At 71.3% G+C, this 18,966-nt stretch carries 17 protein-coding genes; 6 read left to right on the top strand and 11 right to left on the bottom strand.

The window, feature by feature from the left end:
• The 5 genes from DSY14_RS02185 to DSY14_RS02165 form a co-directional block, all read left to right on the top strand.
• Positions 1-2,028, top strand: a 2,028-nt coding sequence (locus tag DSY14_RS02185; RefSeq protein ID WP_211714701.1) for a S8 family serine peptidase, incomplete at its 5' end; no start/stop codon positions are given.
• A 357-nt stretch (positions 2,029-2,385) separates the two neighbouring features.
• Entirely contained in the window at positions 2,386-3,036 is a 651-nt protein-coding gene (locus DSY14_RS02180) for an ABC transporter permease (RefSeq protein ID WP_211714700.1), read from the top strand.
• Positions 3,029-4,195, top strand: a complete 1,167-nt coding sequence (locus DSY14_RS02175) for an ABC transporter ATP-binding protein (RefSeq protein ID WP_211714699.1) — start codon at positions 3,029-3,031, stop codon at positions 4,193-4,195. Before DSY14_RS02180 ends, DSY14_RS02175 begins: the two co-directional genes overlap by 8 nt.
• Positions 4,192-4,986, top strand: a complete 795-nt coding sequence (locus tag DSY14_RS02170; RefSeq protein WP_211714698.1) for an ABC transporter permease — start codon at positions 4,192-4,194, stop codon at positions 4,984-4,986. The genes DSY14_RS02175 and DSY14_RS02170 overlap by 4 nt, the downstream gene beginning before the upstream one ends.
• A 29-nt stretch (positions 4,987-5,015) precedes the next feature.
• Positions 5,016-6,017: a glycine betaine ABC transporter substrate-binding protein gene (locus tag DSY14_RS02165; protein WP_249187176.1), complete on the top strand. Its 1,002-nt coding sequence runs from the start codon at positions 5,016-5,018 to the stop codon at positions 6,015-6,017.
• A 42-nt stretch (positions 6,018-6,059) separates the two neighbouring features.
• Here DSY14_RS02165 and DSY14_RS02160 read toward each other — a convergent pair whose 3' ends face one another.
• The 11 genes from DSY14_RS02160 to recG form a co-directional block, all read right to left on the bottom strand.
• Positions 6,060-6,446, bottom strand: a complete 387-nt coding sequence (locus tag DSY14_RS02160; RefSeq protein ID WP_211714697.1) for a hypothetical protein — start codon at positions 6,444-6,446, stop codon at positions 6,060-6,062.
• 127 nt (positions 6,447-6,573) lie between these two features.
• Positions 6,574-10,119: a chromosome segregation protein SMC gene (gene smc, locus DSY14_RS02155; protein ID WP_211714696.1), complete on the bottom strand. Its 3,546-nt coding sequence runs from the start codon at positions 10,117-10,119 to the stop codon at positions 6,574-6,576.
• Between the two features lie 376 nt (positions 10,120-10,495).
• Positions 10,496-10,687, bottom strand: a complete 192-nt coding sequence (locus tag DSY14_RS02150) for a hypothetical protein (RefSeq protein WP_211714695.1) — start codon at positions 10,685-10,687, stop codon at positions 10,496-10,498.
• A 354-nt stretch (positions 10,688-11,041) separates the two neighbouring features.
• Positions 11,042-11,329: an acylphosphatase gene (locus DSY14_RS02145; RefSeq protein ID WP_211714694.1), complete on the bottom strand. Its 288-nt coding sequence runs from the start codon at positions 11,327-11,329 to the stop codon at positions 11,042-11,044.
• A gap of 160 nt (positions 11,330-11,489) precedes the next feature.
• Positions 11,490-12,341 carry a bifunctional DNA-formamidopyrimidine glycosylase/DNA-(apurinic or apyrimidinic site) lyase gene (mutM, locus tag DSY14_RS02140; protein WP_211714693.1) on the bottom strand — a complete coding sequence of 284 codons (852 nt, stop codon included), beginning with the start codon at positions 12,339-12,341 and terminating at the stop codon, positions 11,490-11,492.
• A gap of 3 nt (positions 12,342-12,344) precedes the next feature.
• Positions 12,345-13,136, bottom strand: a complete 792-nt coding sequence (gene rnc, locus DSY14_RS02135) for a ribonuclease III (RefSeq protein WP_211714692.1) — start codon at positions 13,134-13,136, stop codon at positions 12,345-12,347.
• 347 nt (positions 13,137-13,483) lie between these two features.
• Positions 13,484-13,660, bottom strand: coding sequence for a 50S ribosomal protein L32 (gene rpmF / locus DSY14_RS02130; RefSeq protein ID WP_013151268.1), 177 nt, complete (start codon positions 13,658-13,660; stop codon positions 13,484-13,486).
• Between the two features lie 130 nt (positions 13,661-13,790).
• Entirely contained in the window at positions 13,791-14,339 is a 549-nt protein-coding gene (locus tag DSY14_RS02125; protein WP_211714691.1) for a DUF177 domain-containing protein, read from the bottom strand.
• A 278-nt stretch (positions 14,340-14,617) separates the two neighbouring features.
• Complete coding sequence (gene coaD / locus DSY14_RS02120) at positions 14,618-15,094, bottom strand: pantetheine-phosphate adenylyltransferase (RefSeq protein ID WP_211714707.1); 477 nt, start codon at positions 15,092-15,094, stop codon at positions 14,618-14,620.
• Positions 15,095-15,229: 135 nt separating this feature from the next.
• Positions 15,230-15,799, bottom strand: coding sequence for a 16S rRNA (guanine(966)-N(2))-methyltransferase RsmD (gene rsmD, locus DSY14_RS02115; protein ID WP_211714690.1), 570 nt, complete (start codon positions 15,797-15,799; stop codon positions 15,230-15,232).
• A 224-nt stretch (positions 15,800-16,023) separates the two neighbouring features.
• Complete coding sequence (recG, locus tag DSY14_RS02110) at positions 16,024-18,243, bottom strand: ATP-dependent DNA helicase RecG (protein WP_211714689.1); 2,220 nt, start codon at positions 18,241-18,243, stop codon at positions 16,024-16,026.
• Between the two features lie 406 nt (positions 18,244-18,649).
• Here recG and rpmB point away from each other — a divergent pair, with 406 nt between their 5' ends.
• Positions 18,650-18,835, top strand: coding sequence for a 50S ribosomal protein L28 (rpmB, locus tag DSY14_RS02105; RefSeq protein WP_013151263.1), 186 nt, complete (start codon positions 18,650-18,652; stop codon positions 18,833-18,835).
• Positions 18,836-18,966 lie beyond the last annotated feature (131 nt).

The following is an 18,966-nucleotide window of genomic DNA, read 5'->3' as shown; positions in this document are numbered from 1 at the left end:
CACCCGGCCCCCGACGACGACCCCCAGGACTGCAACGGTCACGGCACCCACGTCGCCGGCATCGTCGGCGCCGAGGGCGAGGTCTCCGGTGTGGCGCCCGACGTCGTGTTCGGCGCCTACAAGGTGTTCGGCTGCACCGGCTCCACCACGTCCGACGTCATGATCGCGGCGATGGAGCAGGCGCTCGCCGACGACATGGACGTGCTCAACATGAGCGTCGGCTCCGCCCACTCCTGGCCGCAGTACCCGACCGCGGTCGCCTCCGACCGTCTGGTCGACGAGGGCATGGTCGTGGTCGCCTCCATCGGCAACGAGGGCGCCACCGGCCTGTACTCGGCGGGCGCGCCCGGCCTGGGCGAGCACGTCATCGGTGTGGCCGCCTACGACAACACCCACATCCGCGCGGCCGCCGCCGAGGTCACCCAGAGCGGCGAGACCGTCGCCTACATGGAGATGGACGACGCGACGCCGCCGCCCACCTCCGGTGAGACGGACGAACTCGTGCACGTGGGCCGGGGCTGCCTGGCCGCGGGCGACGAACTGGAGGGCGACCCCGAGGGCAGGACCGCGCTGATGGTCCGCGGTGAGTGCACCTTCACCGAGAAGTACGACGCCGCCGTCGACGCGGGCGCCACCGGTGTCGTGATCTACAACAACCTGCCCGGCATGTTCGCGGGCGGCGGCATCGTCGACCGCGACGCGTTCTCCGTCGGCGTCTCCGACGAGGCCGGCGCCCACCTCCTGGAGCTCCTGGAGGGCGGGGAGTCCGTCACCCTCACCTGGACCGGTGAGGAGACCACGATCCCCAACCCGACCGGTGGCCTCATCAGCAGCTTCAGCTCCTACGGGCTAGCGGCCGACCTGTCCCTGAAGCCCGACATCGGTGCCCCCGGCGGTCTGATCAACTCCACCTACCCGATGGCCAAGGGCGGTTACGCGACGGTCAGCGGCACCTCGATGTCGTCACCGCACGTCGCGGGCGGCGTCGCGCTGCTCCTGGAGACCCGACCGGACCTGGACGCCCACGACGTCCGGGACGTGCTGCAGAACTCCGCGGACCCGACCGCGTGGTGGGGCAACCCGGACCTGGACGCGCTGGACAACGTCCACCGCCAGGGCGCCGGCATGCTCGACATCCCCGGAACGGTGCTGTCCACGACCGCGCTGACCCCCGGCAAGCTCAGCCTGGGCGCCACCGAGGGTCCGGTGACCGAGACCGTCACCATCACCAACGACGGCGACGCCGAGGCCACCTACGCGATCGAGCACGAGCCCGCCCTGGGCACGCATGGCGACACGTTCGCGCCGGACTTCAACGACGCCTACGCCGAGGCCGTCTTCAGCGCGGACGAGGTGACCGTGCCGGCCGGCGGCTCGGTCTCGGTCGACGTGACCGTCACCCCTCCGGCCGACGAGTTCGACCAGATGATCTACGGCGGCTACGTCAAGGTGTCCGCGACCGATGGCTCGGGCGATCCCGTGTCCCACCGCGTTCCCTACGCCGCCTACAACGGCGACTACCAGGCGATCGAGGCCATGACCCCGATCACCGACGACGCGGGTGTCACGCACGACCTGCCGTGGCTGACGAGGATCACGGAGTGCGAGGCGTTCTTCGGGCTGGACTGCGCCGGCAACGGTGGAAGCTACGAGAACCGACCCGACGGTGAGGCCTACACCCTGGGCTGGGTGGACGGTCTGCCCGACGTGCCGTACGTGATCGCGCACTTCGACCACCACGTCTCCAAGCTGAGGATGACCGTGGTCGACGAACGCACGGGACGTCCGGTCCACCCGGAGCGCGACATCGCCGTGTCGATCGACCACGTCAACCGCAGCGCCACCCCCACGGCCTTCTTCGCCTACGCCTGGGACGGCACCGTGACCGACACCCGTGGTCGGGTCACCGACGTGCGCGACGGTGACTACCGCCTGGAGGTCCGGGCCCTGAAGGCGCTCGGCGACCCCGACAACGCCGACCACTGGGAGGAGTGGACCTCCCCGGTGATCACCCTCGCCCGAGGCTGACCACCGCACCGGACCGGGCGTGACGAGGGCCGCCCTCCCCGTGGGGAGGGCGGCCCTTCCCCGTCCCGCAGGGCCTTCCCGCGCCTCCCGCGGGCGGTGCCCGCCCGCCCCCACGACGCCCGAACGCGACCCACGACCACGTGGTCCCGGCGTCCGGCGACGGGGCTCCCCCGATGATGCGTCGAGCACACTCCCGCGCGAATCAGCACGTCACCGACCGAATCGTGATCCTGCTTCGGTAGACCACCAAGGGCGACCCGGTCGACGGCCGGTCGCCACGGTCACATCACGACGACAGGAGCCCCACGTGAACCACGCCTCCGTACCACCGTCCCGCCCCCGCGCGGGGTCCACGGAATGACGGGATTCCTCGACTACACCTCGGGCAACGTCGACGCCCTCCTCCAGGCCACCCTGGAACACACCGTCCTCGTCCTCCAGGGGCTGGGGCTGGCCGTCCTCATCGGCCTCCCCCTGGCCGCGCTCACCTACCGCGCCCGGTCGCGCACCGCCGTCCTGGCGGTCGCCGGAGTGTTCCTGACCATTCCGTCCTACGCCCTGTTCGGTCTCCTCATCACCCCCCTGGGGCTGGGCACCGCGCCGTCCGTGGTCGCGCTCACCCTGTACGCGTTCCTGCCCGTGCTCCGCAACGCCATCGTGGGCCTGCGCGAGATCGACCCGGCCGTGGTGGAGTCCGCACGCGGCATGGGGTTGAGCCGGCTCCAGGTCCTGCTGCGGGTCGAGCTGCCCCTGGCCCTGCCGGTCATCATCACGGGCCTGCGCGTGGCCGCCCAGATGCTGCTCGGCATCGCCGCGATCGCCGCCGCCGTCAACGGTCCCGGCCTCGGCAACCTCATCCTGCAGGGGTTGTCCAGCGCCGGCACCCCGTTCGCCGTCTACCTCACCCTCCAGGGCGTGCTCGGCATCATCGTGCTGGCGATCCTCTTCGACCTTCTCTTCGCGGCGCTGAACCGCCTGACGACCTCTCGGGGGATGATCCATGTCTGACCAGACCACCGACCGGCCCATGATCCGGCTCGTGGAGCTCACCAAGACCTACCCCGGGCGGACCGCCCCGGCCGTCGACGCGCTCTCCCTGGACGTACCGGAGGGCGAGATCGTGGTGTTCGTCGGCCCCTCCGGCTGCGGCAAGACCACCACGATGAAGCTGATCAACCGGCTCATCGAACCCACCTCCGGGCGCATCCTGCTCGACGGCGAGGACGTCACCCACGTCGACCCCGATCGGTTGCGCCGCGGCATCGGCTACGCGATCCAGCAGACCGGGCTGTTCCCGCACCGCACCGTCGCCGAGAACATCGCCACCGTGCCGAAGCTGCTGGGGTGGGACCGGACCCGCGTCGCCGAGCGCGTCGACGCGCTCCTCCACATGGTGGGTCTGGCACCCGAGGAGTACCGCGACCTCCATCCCCGACAGCTCTCCGGGGGGCAGCAACAGCGCGTGGGCGTGGCCCGGGCCCTGGCCGCCGACCCGCCCGTGCTGCTCATGGACGAGCCGTTCGGCGCGATCGACCCGCTCACCCGCGAGACCCTCCAGAACGAACTGCTGCGGATCCAGCGCGAGATCCGCAAGACCATCGTGTTCGTCACCCACGACATCGACGAGGCGGTGAAGATGGGCGATCGCATCGCGATCTTCGCCGAGGGCGGCCGGGTGGTGCAGTACGACACCCCGGAGCGGATCCTCAGCGAACCCGCGGACGACTTCGTGAGCGACTTCATCGGGGCGGGCGCCTCCGTGCGCCGACTGTCCCTGACGCGGATCGGCGACGCGACCGTCGCCGAGGACTGGCCGACCCTGCCCTTCTCCGCGGACGCGAGTGAGCGCGCCGCGGCGGTCGCCGCGGGCGACCACGACTTCCTGCTCCTGCTGGACGACGGGCTGCCCGTGGAGTGGCTGCCGTCCTCGGGCGGGGGCGGCCTGCCGGTGCTCGCCCCGGTCGGCCCCGACCACACCCTGTACGACGCGCTCGACACGATGTTGTCCAACAACAGCGACGTCGTGGTGGTCACCGACGCGCAGGGACGCTACCGGGGCACCCTCGACCTGCCCACCATCCAGGACCTCATCCACGTGGACGACGCGGCCGGTGTGCCCACCCGTGTCTCCCGCTCCACCTCCCGTCGGTCGGGTGAGCCGCGATGAGCGCGACCGCGCCGCCCCCTTCCGCCGACGCACCGCCCCGTCGGGGAGCCACCGCGCGCCGCACGGCACCGTCACCACGCGTCTGGGGCCTGCCCCTGCTCCTGGCGGCCGTGCTCGGCGGCCTGTACCTGTACGTCGGCTCCCAGGACCTGGACCGGATCGAACGGCGCAGCCTCAACGCCGAGTACCTGCTCAGCCGGACCGTGCAGCACCTGACGCTCAGCGTCGTGGTGGTGGTCCTCATCCTCGCGGTCGCCATCCCGCTGGGGATCCTGCTCACCCGACCGCGGGCGCGGCGGTTCGCGGGCCCGGTCCTGGCCGTCGCCAACATCGGACAGGCCACGCCGACCCTCGGTCTCATCGTCCTGTTCGCCGTGGTGTTCGTGGCCTGGGACGTGCGGACCATCGTCATCGTCGCGGTCTGGCTGTACGGGATCCTTCCCGTCCTGCGCAACACCATGGTGGGCCTGGACCAGGTCGACCGTTCGATGATCGAGGCCGCCCGGGGCATGGGCATGACCCCCCTCAGGGTCATGCTGTCCGTCGAACTCCCCCTCGCGGTGCCGGTGATGCTCTCGGGGATCCGCACCGCCCTGGTCATCACCGTGGGAACGGTCGCCCTGGCCACCTTCGTGGGCGCGGGCGGCCTCGGCGACGTCATCTCCAACGGCATCGCTTCCAGCCGCGACACGGTGCTGCTGACCGGAAGCGTCCTGGTGGCCGTCCTGGCCCTGGCCGTCGACTGGCTCGCCGGGCTGGTCGAGGACCTCCTGCGTCCGCGCGGCGCGTGACGCACCATCGAAGAAGGGAGCAGCACAGCATGAGACCACCCACACCGAGCCCGGCCCTGACCGGCACCGCCGCCGCGATGACCGCCCTCCTCCTGGCGACCGCCGGGTGCGGGACCTCGACCGACGAACCCGCTCCGCTCTCCGTCGGAGACGTGGACCTGGGGGGCGGCAGCATCGCGGAGGACTTCGACCTCTCCGGGGCCGACCTGGCGGTCTCCTCCAAGGAGTTCACCGAGAGCGTCGTGCTCGGCAAGATCACCTACTACGCGCTCCAGGCCGCCGGCGGCGCGCCGCAGGACCGGACGGGGCTGATGGGCTCCGCCATCCTGCGGACCGCGCTGGAGAACGGCGACGTCGACCTGTACTGGGAGTACGCGGGTACGGGCTGGACCCAGTTCCTCCAGGAGGACGAGGTCATCCAGGACGGCGAGGAGCAGTTCGAGCGCACCGCCGAGGGCGACCTGGAACGCAACGGGATCGTCTGGATGGGCCCGGCCCGGTTCGGCAACCAGTACGGCATCGCGCGGGCGGCCGACGCCCCCGGCCCGGTCGGGGAGGTCGACTCCCTGGACCAGCTGTCCGCGTTCGTGCGCGCCCATCCCGACGAGGCGACCTTCTGCGGGGCCGCCGAGTTCATGGACCGTGAGTGGGAGAGGTTCCAGGAGTTCCACGAGGCACCGTTCCGCCCCGCCGACACCTACCAGATGGACCTGGCGCTGAACTACGTCAACGTGGCCAAGGGCAGTCCGTGCAACTTCGCGGAGATCTTCACGACCGACGCACGCCTGGAGTCGCTGGACCTGCGGGTGATCGAGGACTCGGGCACCTTCTTCACCACCCAGTCGGCGGCCCTGACCGCCCGGGAGGAGACCGTGGAGGAGCACACGGACCTGGAAGGGCTCGGCGTCGCCCTGGGAGAGGCCCTCACCGAGGACGTGATCATCGAGCTCAACGGGATGGTCGACCTGGACGGGGCGAGCGCGGACGAGGCCGCCCTGTACTTCCTCCAGCAGCACGGCTTCATCGGCTGAGCCGGTGAGGACACGTCGAAGGGCCGCCCGTCCGGGCGGCCCTCAGACCTCCTCGCCCCGGTCGGCGCGCAGCCGGGCCACGCCGTAGCCGAGCAGCACCATGGAGGGCAGGGCCACGGCCAGGGACCACCCGGCCCGGCGGAGTTTGCGTTCGGCGCAGGAGGTGTCCACCCACTCCTGGCGGAGCATCTGTTCGAGGTCCTCGTCCCAGTCCCGGTGGTCGTCCCACAGGGCCGGCCCCACCCACACCACGGGCGAACAGCGCACACGGCCCTCCTCGCCCGGAGGCGACTGCGCCCCGTAGGACGTGCCGAGCAGCAGCATCACGGTGAACAGACCGGACCCACCGGTGGCCAGGCAGGCCCGCACGACGCCGGGGAAGTGGCGCATGCGTCGCCGTGCCCACAGGGCCAGAGGGATGAAGAACAACGAGGGGCCGTTTCGTGAGGGACGTCGGGGCAATCGTCAGGGTAGAGCGCCCCGGGGCCGACCGCGAACGCGGCCACGCCGAACGGCACCGACCGGCTCGGTGGGGACCCGCGCGCCCGACCGGGGGTCAGGCGGGACGCACGAGCTTCTGGCTGATCACCTGGGAGATGCCGTCGCCCTGCATGGTGACGCCGTACAGCGCGTCGGCCGCCTCCATGGTGCGCTTCTGGTGGGTGATGACGATGAGCTGCGAGGAGGCTCGCAGTTCCTCGAAGATCACCAACAGGCGCTGGAGGTTGGTGTCGTCCAGGGCCGCCTCGACCTCGTCCATCACGTAGAACGGCGACGGGCGGGCCTTGAAGATCGCGGCGAGGAACGCCACCGCGGTCAGCGAACGCTCACCGCCGGACAGCAGTGACAGCCGCTTGACCTTCTTGCCCGGTGGGCGGGCCTCCACCTCGATGCCGGTGGTCAGCATGTCCTCGGGCGTGGTCAGCACCAGCTTGCCCTCGCCGCCGGGGAACAACCGGCCGAAGATCGCGGCGAACTCGCGCTCCACGTCCAGGTAGGCGGAGGAGAACACCTCCTGCACGCGGGCGTCGACCTCGGCGACGATGTCCATGAGGTCGCGCCGGGTCTTCTTCAGGTCCTCCAGCTGCGCGTTGAGGAAGGCGTGCCGTTCCTCCAACGCCGCGAACTCCTCGAGGGCCAGGGGGTTGATCTTGCCGAGCTGGTTGAGCCGGCGCTCGGCCGCCCTGAGCCGCTTGGCCTGGACCTCGCGCACGTACGGGAGCGGGACCGCCTCCTCCCCCGCGTCGGCGGGCGGTGGCACCGGCACCCGGGGGCCGTACTCGGCGACGAGGGTGGGCACGTCCACGCCCAGCTCCTCCAAGGCCTTGGTCTCCAACTGTTCGAGCCGGAGTCGGCGTTCGGCGCGGGCCACCTCACCGCTGTGCGCGGAGCTGGTGAGCTTCTCCAGTTCCACGGAGAGCTCACGCACGCGGGCGCGCACCGTCTTGAGCTCGCCCTCACGCGCCTCCCGCTCGGCCTCGGCGGCGCCGCGCTCGGTCTCGGCGGCGGCCGAGGACACCGCGATGCGCTGCACCGCCGACCGGGCGCTCTCGGCCACCGCTTCGGCGACGGTGGCCTGGGCGGCACGGTCACGGCGGCGCTCGGCCTCGCGTTCCACCGCCCGACGCTCCTCCGTGGCCTGGGCGAGCAGCGCGTCGGCCCGACCGGCGATGGAGCGGGCGCGTTCCTCGGCCGTGCGGACCGCCAAGCGGCGCTCCATCTCGGTGGCGCGGGCACGGGAGGCCAGGGCCGACAGTTCGTCCCGGTGGTCGGCGTCGGGGGCCTCCTCCTCGACGGCGGCGGCGATCTCCTCCGCCTCGGCGAGTTCGACCTCCATGGCCTCCAGTCTGCGTGCGTCCTCGTCGCGCGCACCGGTGGCCTTGGTGGCGGCCGCCGCGTACCGCTCGGACTCGGCCTCGGCCGAACGCGCCTGGCCACCGAGCTTGCCCAGGCGCTGGGCGGACTCGTTGCGGGCGCGGTCGCCCTGACGGCGGCGGGCGGTGAGCTCCTCGGTGGCCCGGGCGATCTCGGCGCGTTCGCGCTGGGCGGTCTCCAGGTCGACGGCGGCCTGTTTGGCGGTCACGGTGGCGACCTCCAGACGCTCGGACGCCTCGTCGACCGCGGCCTGCACCTCCAGCAGGCTGGGTGCGGCGGCGCTGCCACCGTGCACCATCTCGGCGGCGAACAGGTCTCCCGCGGGGGTGACGGCCCGCACCCCGGGCAGGGCGGACACCAACTCCAGTGCCGCGGGATCGTCGGCGACCAGCGCCACCCGGTCCAGCAGGGCCGTGACGGCGCCGGTCAGGTGATCGGGTGCGGTGACGGCGTCGGCGGCGTAGCGCGCCCCCGTGGGCAGCGCCGGCCACGCGGAACGTTCCCGGGAGGGGACCGCGCGGGCCACGACGATCCCCGCGCGCCCGGCGTCCTCGGACCTGAGGAGTTCCAGGGCGGCCAGGGCACTGTCGTGGTCGTGGACGGCCACGGCACCGGCCGCCACACCGAAGGCGGCGGCGACGGCGGTCTCGTGGCCGGGCTCGACCTGCACGAGCGCGGCCAGGCCCCCGAGCATGCCGGGCAGGTCGGCGGCCAGCAGGGTGCCGGCGCCGTCCTTGTGCGCCAGGCCCAGTTCCAGGGCCTCCTTACGGGCCGCGAGGGCGGTGCGCTCACCTTCGGCGGTGCGTTCGGTGTCGCGCAGGCGGTTGAGCTCGGCGTCGGCCGCGGACAGGCGTCGTGCGTACCGCTCCTGCGTCTGGTCGAGTTCGGCGTCGCCCTCGTCGAGCCCGGCCGCCTCCTCGGCGGCCATCTCGTACTCGGTCTGGGCCGCGGCCGCGCGCTCGGCGGCCTGGGCCGCGGCCTCCTCCAGGCGACCGATCTCCGCTTCGTGCGAGGTCACACGGGCGCGCAGGCTCTCCACCCGGGCGGACAGACGGACGAGCCCCTCGTGACGTTCGGCCGCGGCGCGGGACGCCGCCTCCAGCCGACGTTCCTCACGGTGCAGCGCGTCCTCGGCGGCGGCGCGTTCGGTGACGCTCGTCTCCAGGACCTCGCGGGCCTCTTCGAGACGGGTCTCGAGCTCCTCCTCCTGGGCGGCGGCCTCCTCGGCCTCCCTCTCCAGTTCCTCGGGGTCGCGCCGGCTGACGACCTCGCCCTGCACGGCGACCAGGTTCCGGTGGCGTTCGGTGGCCAGTCCGCGCACCGCGTCCAGGCGTTCGGTGAGGCGGGAGAGCGCGTGGTAGGTGTCGTTGGCGCGGGCGAGCGCCGGGGCGGCGGCGGTGGCCTGGGCCTCCAGCTCGGCCTCGCGCTCCTGGGTCTGCTTCAGCGCGGTCTCGGCGGAACCGCGGCGCTGCAGGACCTCCTTCTCGTCCGCCTCCTCCTTGGCGAGCTGGTCGGTGAGGGTGACGATGTCGTCGGCGAGCAGTCGCAGGCGAGCGTCGCGCAGGTCGGCCTGGATGACGGCGGCCTTGCGGGCCAGTTCCGCCTGACGCCCCAGGGGTTTGAGCTGGCGGCGCAGCTCCGCGGTGAGATCGGTGACGCGGTCCAGGTTGCCCTGCATCGCGTTGAGCTTGCGGATCGCCTTCTCTTTGCGCTTGCGGTGCTTGAGGATGCCCGCGGCCTCCTCGATGAGCGCGCGGCGTTCCTCCGGACCGGCGTGCAGGACGGTGTCGAGCTGTCCCTGTCCGACGATGACGTGCATCTCCCGGCCGATGCCGGAGTCGCTGAGCAGGTCCTGGATGTCCAACAGGCGGCAGGTGTCGCCGTTGATCGCGTACTCGGAGCCGCCGTTGCGGAACATCGTCCGCTTGATGGTGACCTCGGAGTAGTCGATCGGCAGGGCGCCGTCGGTGTTGTCGATGGTGAGGCTGACCTCGGCGCGGCCCAGCGCCTGGCGGGTGGAGGTACCCGCGAAGATCACGTCCTCCATCTTCCCGCCGCGCAGGGACTTGGCCCCCTGTTCGCCCATCACCCAGGACAGGGCGTCGACGACGTTGGACTTGCCCGAACCGTTGGGCCCCACCACACAGGTGATGCCCGGCTCGAAACGCAGGGTGGTGGCCGACGCGAACGACTTGAAGCCGCGCAACGTCAGGTTCTTCAGGTACACCCCACACCTCCCACGACGGTCACCGTTCTCGCCACGGGCGATCGCCACGGGGCCGACAACAAGGGTGCCACGAAGCGGTGACCGAAGGGTGGTGTTAGGGGCTTCCAGCCCCGATGAACTGCGCCACCGTGCTCTCACGGTGGCCGCCCTCAGGGGGATCGACGTCCAGGGGGATGTCCGGCGAACACGCAGGGTTACCCTTCGACCCGCCGGGTACAACGGTAAAAAATGCCGCAAGGAAAAGGAAAATCAGCGGCGTGTCACGGGTGGTCGATCCGGCCAGGGACGCCAGGGTCGTCGTCGGCGTCCCCGTCTGTGGATCGACGTCTCGCGTCGACACCCACCCGTACGGGTGTCGGACGTGGTGTCGTTCGGTTCAGGCGAGCGCGGGCTCGCGGTCGGTCGCGCTGGTGGCGACGTCGGTGACGGCCATGCTGAGCTGGTCGTTCTGTGACTGAAGACGGCTGATCTCGTCTTCGAGGTCGCGTACCCGCTTCTGAAGCCGTCGCATCTCCGAGACCATCCGAGGGTCGGAGCCGCCGACGTGGCCGAACAGAGCCTTCGCCATGATGTAGGTCCTCCACGCTGAGTGACCAGTGATGGTGCGCACGTGCGACACCCCGTGCGATCGATCGGCGTTACACCGCTCGTCACGGGCGGAAAATGCGCGGTGTGTCTTCAAGAGTCTCACCATGCGCGTCGCTGGTCAAGATTGGATTACAACAGTCGGTAACGACCACAGCCCAGCAGAAATCCCGCGAGGCATGCGGTAGTGCACCGTACGAGCAGCTCCACCCCCGGCGCCGCGACCGGCCCGTGACGGTGGGTACTCCCCCTCCGCCGTGGCCCGCAGTCTCCGCCGACGGCGTGAACACGCCGCTCCACGGTGGGTGACTCGTACCGCGTTACCCTTCCAGCATACTCATCGCTCGATGAAACCGTCGAAGGAACCCCCCGGCTCGGACCAACGTTCGACCACGGAATCCACATGACCCGGTGTTCCGCCGCCCCTGAGGTGCTCCAGAAGCCCAGCGCACGCGGCCTCGGAGCCCTCCGCGACGACCTCGACACGACCGTCGTCGAGGTTGGTGGCGGCTCCGGTCAGCCCGAGTTCGAGCGCCCTGGACCGCGTCCACCAGCGAAAACCCACACCTTGGACGCGACCCCGCACCCACGCGGTCAGTCGGACCGGTGCGACCTGTTCCCCCATGACGGGAGTTCTCCCTTACCTTGCCGAGACACTTTCATCACCGACACGCCGCACCGACCTGACGGGGGTCGGCGTAGGCGCCCGGACGGCCCCCGACCAGGGACCTCTCCAGAGAACTTCCGCGCCCCGGCGCCCGGTGCGGACGACCGGGCACTCCGCGTCACCGTGATCGCGGCGCGCGCTGACAACGCGGGCAACTGAACGAGGAGCGGTTCATGAAGGCCTCGCGCACGATCGCGGTGCCGCACCGCCCACAGGGCCGGTCCCGACGGCCGTACGCGTTCAACCCGCGTGCGAAGTACCCGCTCTCGCCGTTGACGTTGACGTACAGCCCGTCGAAGGTGGTGCCGCCCACTTCCAACGCCTCGGACATCACGTCCGTCACGTGTTCCAGCAGCTCCAGCGCCTGGACGTTGGTCAGCCCCCGGGTCGACCGGGCCCAGTGCAGCCGGGCCCGCCACAGCGCCTCGTCGGCGTAGATGTTGCCCACACCGCTGATCAGGGACTGGTCCAGCAGCGCCCGCTTGACCTCGGTCCGCTTGGCCCGCAGCGTGCGCACGAACACCGCGGGCACGAACTCGGTGTCCAGCGGGTCCAGGGCGATGTGATCCACCGACGCCGGCACCTCGGCGCGCTCCCCGGGCTCGTCCACCAGCAGGTGGCCGAAGGTGCGCTGGTCGACGAAGCGCAGTTCGTGGCCGTCGGACAGCGGCAGCCGCACCCTCAGGTGCTTCTCGTCCGGCTTGCCCTGCGGCTGCACCAGCATCTGGCCGCTCATGCCCAGGTGCGTCACCAGCAGCTCGCCGCTGTCCAGCACCAGCCACATGTACTTGCCGCGCCGACGCACCGCCGTGGGCCTGCGCCCCTCCAGCCGGGCGGCGAAGTCGGCGGGGCCGGGCACGTGTCGACGGACCGCACGCGTGTGCAGGACCTCGACGGCGCCGATACGACGGCCCACCGCGTGGTCCATGAGACCGCGCCGTACGACCTCGACCTCGGGAAGCTCCGGCATCGCTCAGCCCTGCCCGCCCCGGCCCTTGGCCTTGGGTCCGGTGCCCTTGCCCTGCCCCTTGGCGGGCGCCTCGGCGCTCTGGGCGGCGTTCTCGTCCGAGCGGGCGCGGATGGCCTTCCAGGCCGACTCCGCCGCCTGCTGCTCGGCCTCCTTCTTGCTGCGCCCCTCGCCCAGCCCGTAGCTCTCCCCCGCCACACGGACCGTGGCGCGGAAGGTCTTCTGGTGGTCGGGACCGCTCTCGTCCACGTGGTACTCGGGCACTCCGAGCATCTCGGCGGCGGTGAGTTCCTGCAGGGAGGTCTTCCAGTCCAGCCCGGCGCCCAGCCCCGACGCCGTGGCGATGAGCGGGTCGAAGAGGCGGTGCACGAAGCCCGAGGCGACCTCCAGTCCGCGGTCGAGGTAGACCGCGCCGATGATGGCCTCCAGGGTGTCGGCGAGGATGGAGGACTTGTCCCGTCCCCCGGTGCCCTCCTCACCGCGGCCCAGCCGGATGTACCCGCCGATGCCCAGCCCCCGGGCGACGTCGGCCAGCGCCCGCATGTTCACGACCGCGGCGCGCAGCTTGGCGAGCTGACCCTCCGGCAGGTCCGGGTGCTTGCGGAACAGGGTGTCGGTGACCACCAGGCCCAGCACGGAGTCCCCCAGGAACTCCAGGCGCTCGTTGGTGGGCAGGCCGCCCTTCTCGTACGCGTAGGAGCGGTGGGTGAGAGCGCGGAGCAGGATCCTGGGGTCGACCTCGACCCCGATCGCCTGGTGGAACGACTTTGCCTCGGCGGCGGAGAGTTGACTGGCCACTCGGGTTCGCTTCCCTGGTCGGGCGCGCCGGAGCGCGCGGCTGCTGTGGCGATCCCTCGACCCGACCGGGACGCTCGAAAACGAGGTGATCGTCGCGGGAGCGTGCGCTCCCCCGGCGGCCACCACGAACTCGGGAGTCTCGACGGACCCGGAATCCACCGGTGTCGGAGTGCCGCGAAAGATGACTTCCCCGGCCGTGCGAGATCACTCTACAAAGACCGGGCGACACCGGGACGCCCGAATCCCTTTCTGGACAGCACAACGGGGCGGATCCCCGAGAGGTTCCGCCCCGATGCGTGTTCGTCGAAGACCGGGATCGGGCGTCAGGGCCCGGAGCCGGTACATCGTTACGCCGGGTTCGTGACCTGGCGGTTGTTGTAGGTGCCGCAGGTCGGGCACGCGATGTGGGGCTGCTTCGGGTCACGGCAGCGCGGGCAGTTGACCAGCACCGGGCGCGACGCCTTCCACTGGGAACGGCGGGTCCGGGTGTTGCTCCGCGACATCTTCCGCTTCGGGACGGCCACTTCAATCCTCCTGGGTCACCCCCGCGCGGTCGCGGGAGGTCGCTTATCTGGTCACCCCGCGCGCTGTCGCGGGGAGGGTGTGCTCCGGTCGGTCGGGCCCTGGGGCACCGTGGGCGACCGGTTCACGAGCTCACTGCCTGCCGGGGTCCTCCGCGATGCCGCGGAGCGCCTCCCAGCGCGGGTCGACGCCGTCGCCGTGCCCGTGATCGGGTCCGGCGTCGGCGAGTTTGACACCACACTCGGAGCACAGGCCGGGACAGTCCGGGCCGCACAGCGGCGAGAGTGGGAGCGCGAGCACGACGGCGTCTCGGACCACCGGTTCGAGGTCGAGCAGGTCGCCCTCTAGATAGTAGTCCTCATCCTCGTCGCCCGAGTCCTCGTCACCGGTCCCGACGGCGTCGTCCTCGTCGTCGGGGTAGCGGTACATCTCCTGGAAGCCGGCCTCCAGCTCCTCGGACAGGGGTTCGAGGCAGCGGGAGCACTCGGCCGTGAGCCGTCCGGTGACGGTCCCGGTGACCAGGACCCCCTCCATGACGGCCTCCAAGCGCAGGTCCAGCTCGATCTCCTGCCCCTTGGGCACACTGGCCATGGCCGTCTCGAAACCCTCGGGGAGGGTCACGATACGGCTGACGGTCCGCATCGACCCCGGCTGGCGGCCCAGCGGGCGGGTGTCGACCACGTACGGGTCACGGGCATCTAGACGAGACAGGGTGATCGCGCTTTCACGAGAGGTTCCGGGGGCCGGGCACGAGCTCGCCGACGCGTGCGTCGGTCGTTCACGGTGGTGCTGACCGGCCTGAGCGCACGCCGAAGACCGGCGACGCCCATGGTCGAACCTGGATTCTACCTACCATGTCCCCGACCACCCAAATCAGGCCCCGGGGGCGCATCGACCGGAGGCGTTCGGGCCTCCTCGGCCGGGGCGCCGGCGGGGTTCGCGACGGCGGTGGTGCGCCGCTACCTCGCGTACTTCTCCTGGAGCCGACCCTGGACGTAGGGGGTGACCAGGCTGGAGACGTCGCCGCGGTGCTGGCCGATCTCGCGCACCAGGCTGGACGACAGGAAGGAGTACTGCGGGTTGGCCGTCATGAACACGGTCTCCACTCCGGAGAGCCGGTAGTTCATCTGGGCGATCTGGAGTTCGTAGTCGAAGTCGCTGACCGAGCGCAGGCTGCGCACGATGGTCTCGACGTCGTTCTCCCGACAGAAGTCGACGAGCAGCCCGTCGAACTCGCTCACCCGCACGTTGTCGAACTCGGAGGTCCCCTCGCGGAGCATGTCGAGTTTCTCCGGAACGGTGAACAGGCCGCGCTTGTTGACGTTGTCGAGTACGGCGACGATGACCTCGTCGTACTGTTTGGCCGCTCGACCGATGATGTCGATGTGGCCGTAGGTCACCGGGTCGAAGGAACCCGGACAGACGACTCTGCGCACGTTGGATCGCCCCTCTCCAGAACTACTCACGGGTACCGCGATGGTAGGGGTTCACCCCGGCACCAATTCGGGCAACTCCCCCTTAGTGTCCACATTCACACACAGTGTGGACGGGAAGATCACCCGCACATGACCTCAGCCGGCCCCGGCCCGGGCGTACCAGAGGATCGCCTCGCCGTACTTACGGCTCCGGTCCAGGGCGACCCCCTCCGGCCAGGTCGGTTCCGGTCCGCGCTTGGAACGCTCGACCACGACCACCGCGTCCGTCGTCAGCCATCCCCGCCCGACCAGTTCGGCCAGGACGCCGGCGAGCTCCTCCTCGGTGACCGCGTAGGGCGGGTCGGCCACCACCAGGTCGTAGGGGGCGCCGTGGGGACCGCGCGCCAGCACCCGCTCCACCCGGTCCGCGGCGAGCTCCGCCCCGGGCAACTTCAGGGACGCGATGTTGCCCCGCACCACCTGTGCCGCCTTGCGGTCGGCCTCCACCAGCAGTGCGTGCGCGGCACCACGGGAGAGCGCCTCCAGGCCGATCGCCCCCGACCCCGCGTACAGGTCCAGGGCCCGGATCCCGTCGAGGGATCCCAGGTCGGACCGGACGGAGGCGAACAACGCCTCCCGGGCGCGGTCGCTGGTGGGTCTGGTGGTGCGGCCGTCGGGGGCGTCGATGCGTCGACCGCCCGCCGACCCGGCGATGATGCGGGTCATGCGCACCACGGTAGTGGGACCGACGGGTCGCGTGGGGTGTGCGGGGCGCGACGGGACCGGCGGGCGGCAGGCCCCGGCCGGTTCGACCCCGGAGAGCGTGCCCGCAGGAGTGGTGCCCCGCCCCTCGCGGCGCGGTCCGTGTCGCTCGGGCGGCACCGGTGCGGCGCGGCCACCGACGTCGACCCCGTACGGCCGGACCCGACGGCCCCGGGCCCGCCGCCGGGTCAGGTCTTCTCGAGGTAGTCGGCGCGGTCCTCCGGGAGCAGGGCGGCGAGCGCGTCCGCCAGCGGCGGGTGCGCGGTGAGCGTCGGGTCCTCGGCCACATAGAGTCCGGCCGCCTCCCGGGCCCGTCCGATGAGCTTCTCGTCGTGGACCAGGGTGAGCATGCGCAGTCGGGAACGGGCGCCCGACTGGGCGTCGCCCAGCACGTCGCCCTCGCGGCGCATCTCCAGGTCGGCGCGGGACAGTTCGAACCCGTCGGTGGTGGCGGCCACCGCGGCCAACCGTGCGCGGGCCGGACCGCCCTCCTCCGCCTCGGTGACCAGCAGGCACAGGCCCGGCAGCCGGCCACGGCCGACCCGTCCGCGCAGCTGGTGCAGCTGGGAGATCCCGAACCGGTCGGCGTCCATGATCGCCATGACGGTGGCGTTGGGAACGTCCACACCCACCTCGATGACGGTGGTGGAGACCACCACGTCGGTCTCGCCGGAGGTGAGCCGGCGCATGACCGCGTCCTTGTCCTCCGGTGCCATCCGGCCGTGCAGGGCCTCCACGCGCACGTCCGCCAGGGGCCCCTCCCGTAGACGGGCCAGCAGCTCCAGCACGGCCAGCGGGGGCCGGGCTCCCTGGGGCGCGCCCTCCGGTGGGGCGTCCACCTCGTCGCCGGTCTCGCCGCCACCGGAACCGTCCGTGCCGTCACCGATCCGGGGGCACACCACGAACGCCTGACGCCCCTGGTGGACCTCCTCGCGGATCCGTTCCCAGGCACGGGCGAGGAAGTGGGGTTTCTCGCCGGCCGGGACCACGTGCGTGGACACCGGCGAACGCCCCTCGGGCAGTTGCGTGAGCGCCACCACGTCCAGGTCCCCGTACACGGTCATCGCGACCGTGCGCGGGATCGGTGTGGCGGTCATCACCAGAACGTGGGGGCGGCCGTCGGTCGCCTTCTCGCGCAGGGCGTCGCGCTGTTCCACACCGAACCGGTGCTGTTCGTCCACGACCACCAGCCCCAGGTCGGCGAAGGACACGTGTTCCTGGAGCAGGGCGTGGGTGCCCACGACGATCCCGGCGGCGCCCGAGGCGGCGTCCAACAGCGCCTCCCTGCGGGCGGCGGCGCCCATCGAACCGGTCAGCAACGCCACCCGGGTGGCGTGTTCGGCGCCGTCGATCTGCCCGGCCCGGCCGAGGTCCCCCAACATGGCGCCGATGGAACGGTGGTGCTGCTGGGCGAGGACCTCGGTGGGGGCGAGCAGGACGGCCTGTCCCCCGGAGTCCACGACCCGCAGCATCGCCCGCAGGGCCACCAGGGTCTTGCCCGCGCCCACGTCGCCCTGGAGCAGACAGTGCATGGGGTGGGTGGCGTCCAGCCTCGCGGCCAGGGCCTCGCCGACCTCCCGTTGGCCCTCGGTGAGGGTGAACGGCAACCGCGCGTCGAAGGCGTCGAGGATGCCGCCGCTGGTCCCCGGACGGGGCGCGGCGGGCAGTTCCTCGGCCTTTCGACGGCGCTGGGCCAGGGCGAGTTGCAGCACGAAGGCCTCGTCCCACTTCAGCCGGAGACGCGCGGGCCTGAGCCGGTCCAGGTCCTCGGGCCGATGGATGCGGGTCAGGGCCTCGTGGACGTCGAGCAGCCCCTGTTCGGCGCGCAGCTTCGGAGGGAGTGGGTCGGGGATGTCCACGGCGTAGTCCAGGGCCACACCGATCGACCGGGCGATGGTGGCCGAGTCCAGGCCCTTGACCGCCGGATAGACGGGGATGATCTCGTCGGCGTAGGCGCGGGCGGCCTCGCCGTCCAGACCCTCCTCGTCGAGCAGCACGTACTCGGGGTGGTCGAGTTGGCGGCGCCCCTTGAAGGTGGAGACCCGGCCGGAGAACATGGCCAGGCGCCCCGGGATCAGCGCGGTCTGGTGGTAGGAGCCGCGGTTGAAGAAGGTCAGGTGCAGGCGGCCGGTGCCGTCCGTGACGGTGGCCTCCATCATGTCCATGCGCCGGCGCCCCTGACGGGCCGGGATCGTCCGCCGCCGAGCGTCGAGCACCTGGGCCTGCACGGTGACGTCCTCGCCCTCGCGCAACAGCGCCAGGTCGGTGAGGTCGCCCCGGCGGTCGTACCGGCGCGGGTAGTAGCGCAGCAGGTCGCCGAGGGTGTGCAGGTCGAGTTTCTCGGCCAGGGCCTTGGCCGTCCTGCCGCCGAGCGGTCCCTTGCGCAGCGGCTCATCCCAGGTGCTCACTGTCGTCCCCGTCCTGGACTCGTGCGTCGATCCACTCGCCACGTTAGACCGCCGGTGTGACGGGCGGGGCCCGGTGACGGCGGTGGCCCGTGATCGGTGGCGGTCGGGAAGGTGGGCCGTCGCCCCTCCCGACAGGGGTATACTCGTCAGAGTTCATCGCGTTTTCGCCATGCCCGTGTGGCTGAGCTCGATGCTCCGGTGGTGGTGCTCCAGGCTTCGGCCGCACCGTCTTCCACCGTTGCGCGAACGGATGCCGTCCAGTGGTCCTGATCCACCTTCGGTCTCTTCCTTCGTGTAGTCTTCCACGGTTGGCGTCCGCGCCAGCCTGTCCGCCCGACCTCTCCCGGTCGGATGAACCTTCGCGTGCGGCGACGTGCGCGATCCCGAGCGCTTGAATGGAGTTACCGTGGCTTCCGTCTGCGACGTCTGCGGCAAGGGACCAGGGTTCGGTAACAGTGTTTCCCACTCGCACCGTCGCACCCGCCGCCGCTGGAACCCCAACATCCAGACCGTTCGCACCCGCGTGGGCGGTACGCCCAAGCGTGTGAACGCGTGCACCTCGTGCATCAAGGCCGGCAAGGTGACCCGCTAGGGAACCCGCCCCTGTCTGTATTCATCGAAGGCCCTCCGGCTCCGGTCGGGGGGCCTTCGTCATGCACGGGGTCGATCCACGCGGAGCGGGCGCGACCGGAGAGGCCGGTGGCCCCGGGGACCGAGGTGGAC

The organism is Nocardiopsis sp. MG754419, assembly GCF_018207095.1.
In the GTDB taxonomy this organism is placed as follows: Bacteria; Actinomycetota; Actinomycetes; order Streptosporangiales; family Streptosporangiaceae; genus Nocardiopsis.
The sequence above is the reverse complement of the archived record's forward strand: the minus strand, read 5'-3'. Positions and strand labels throughout refer to the sequence as shown.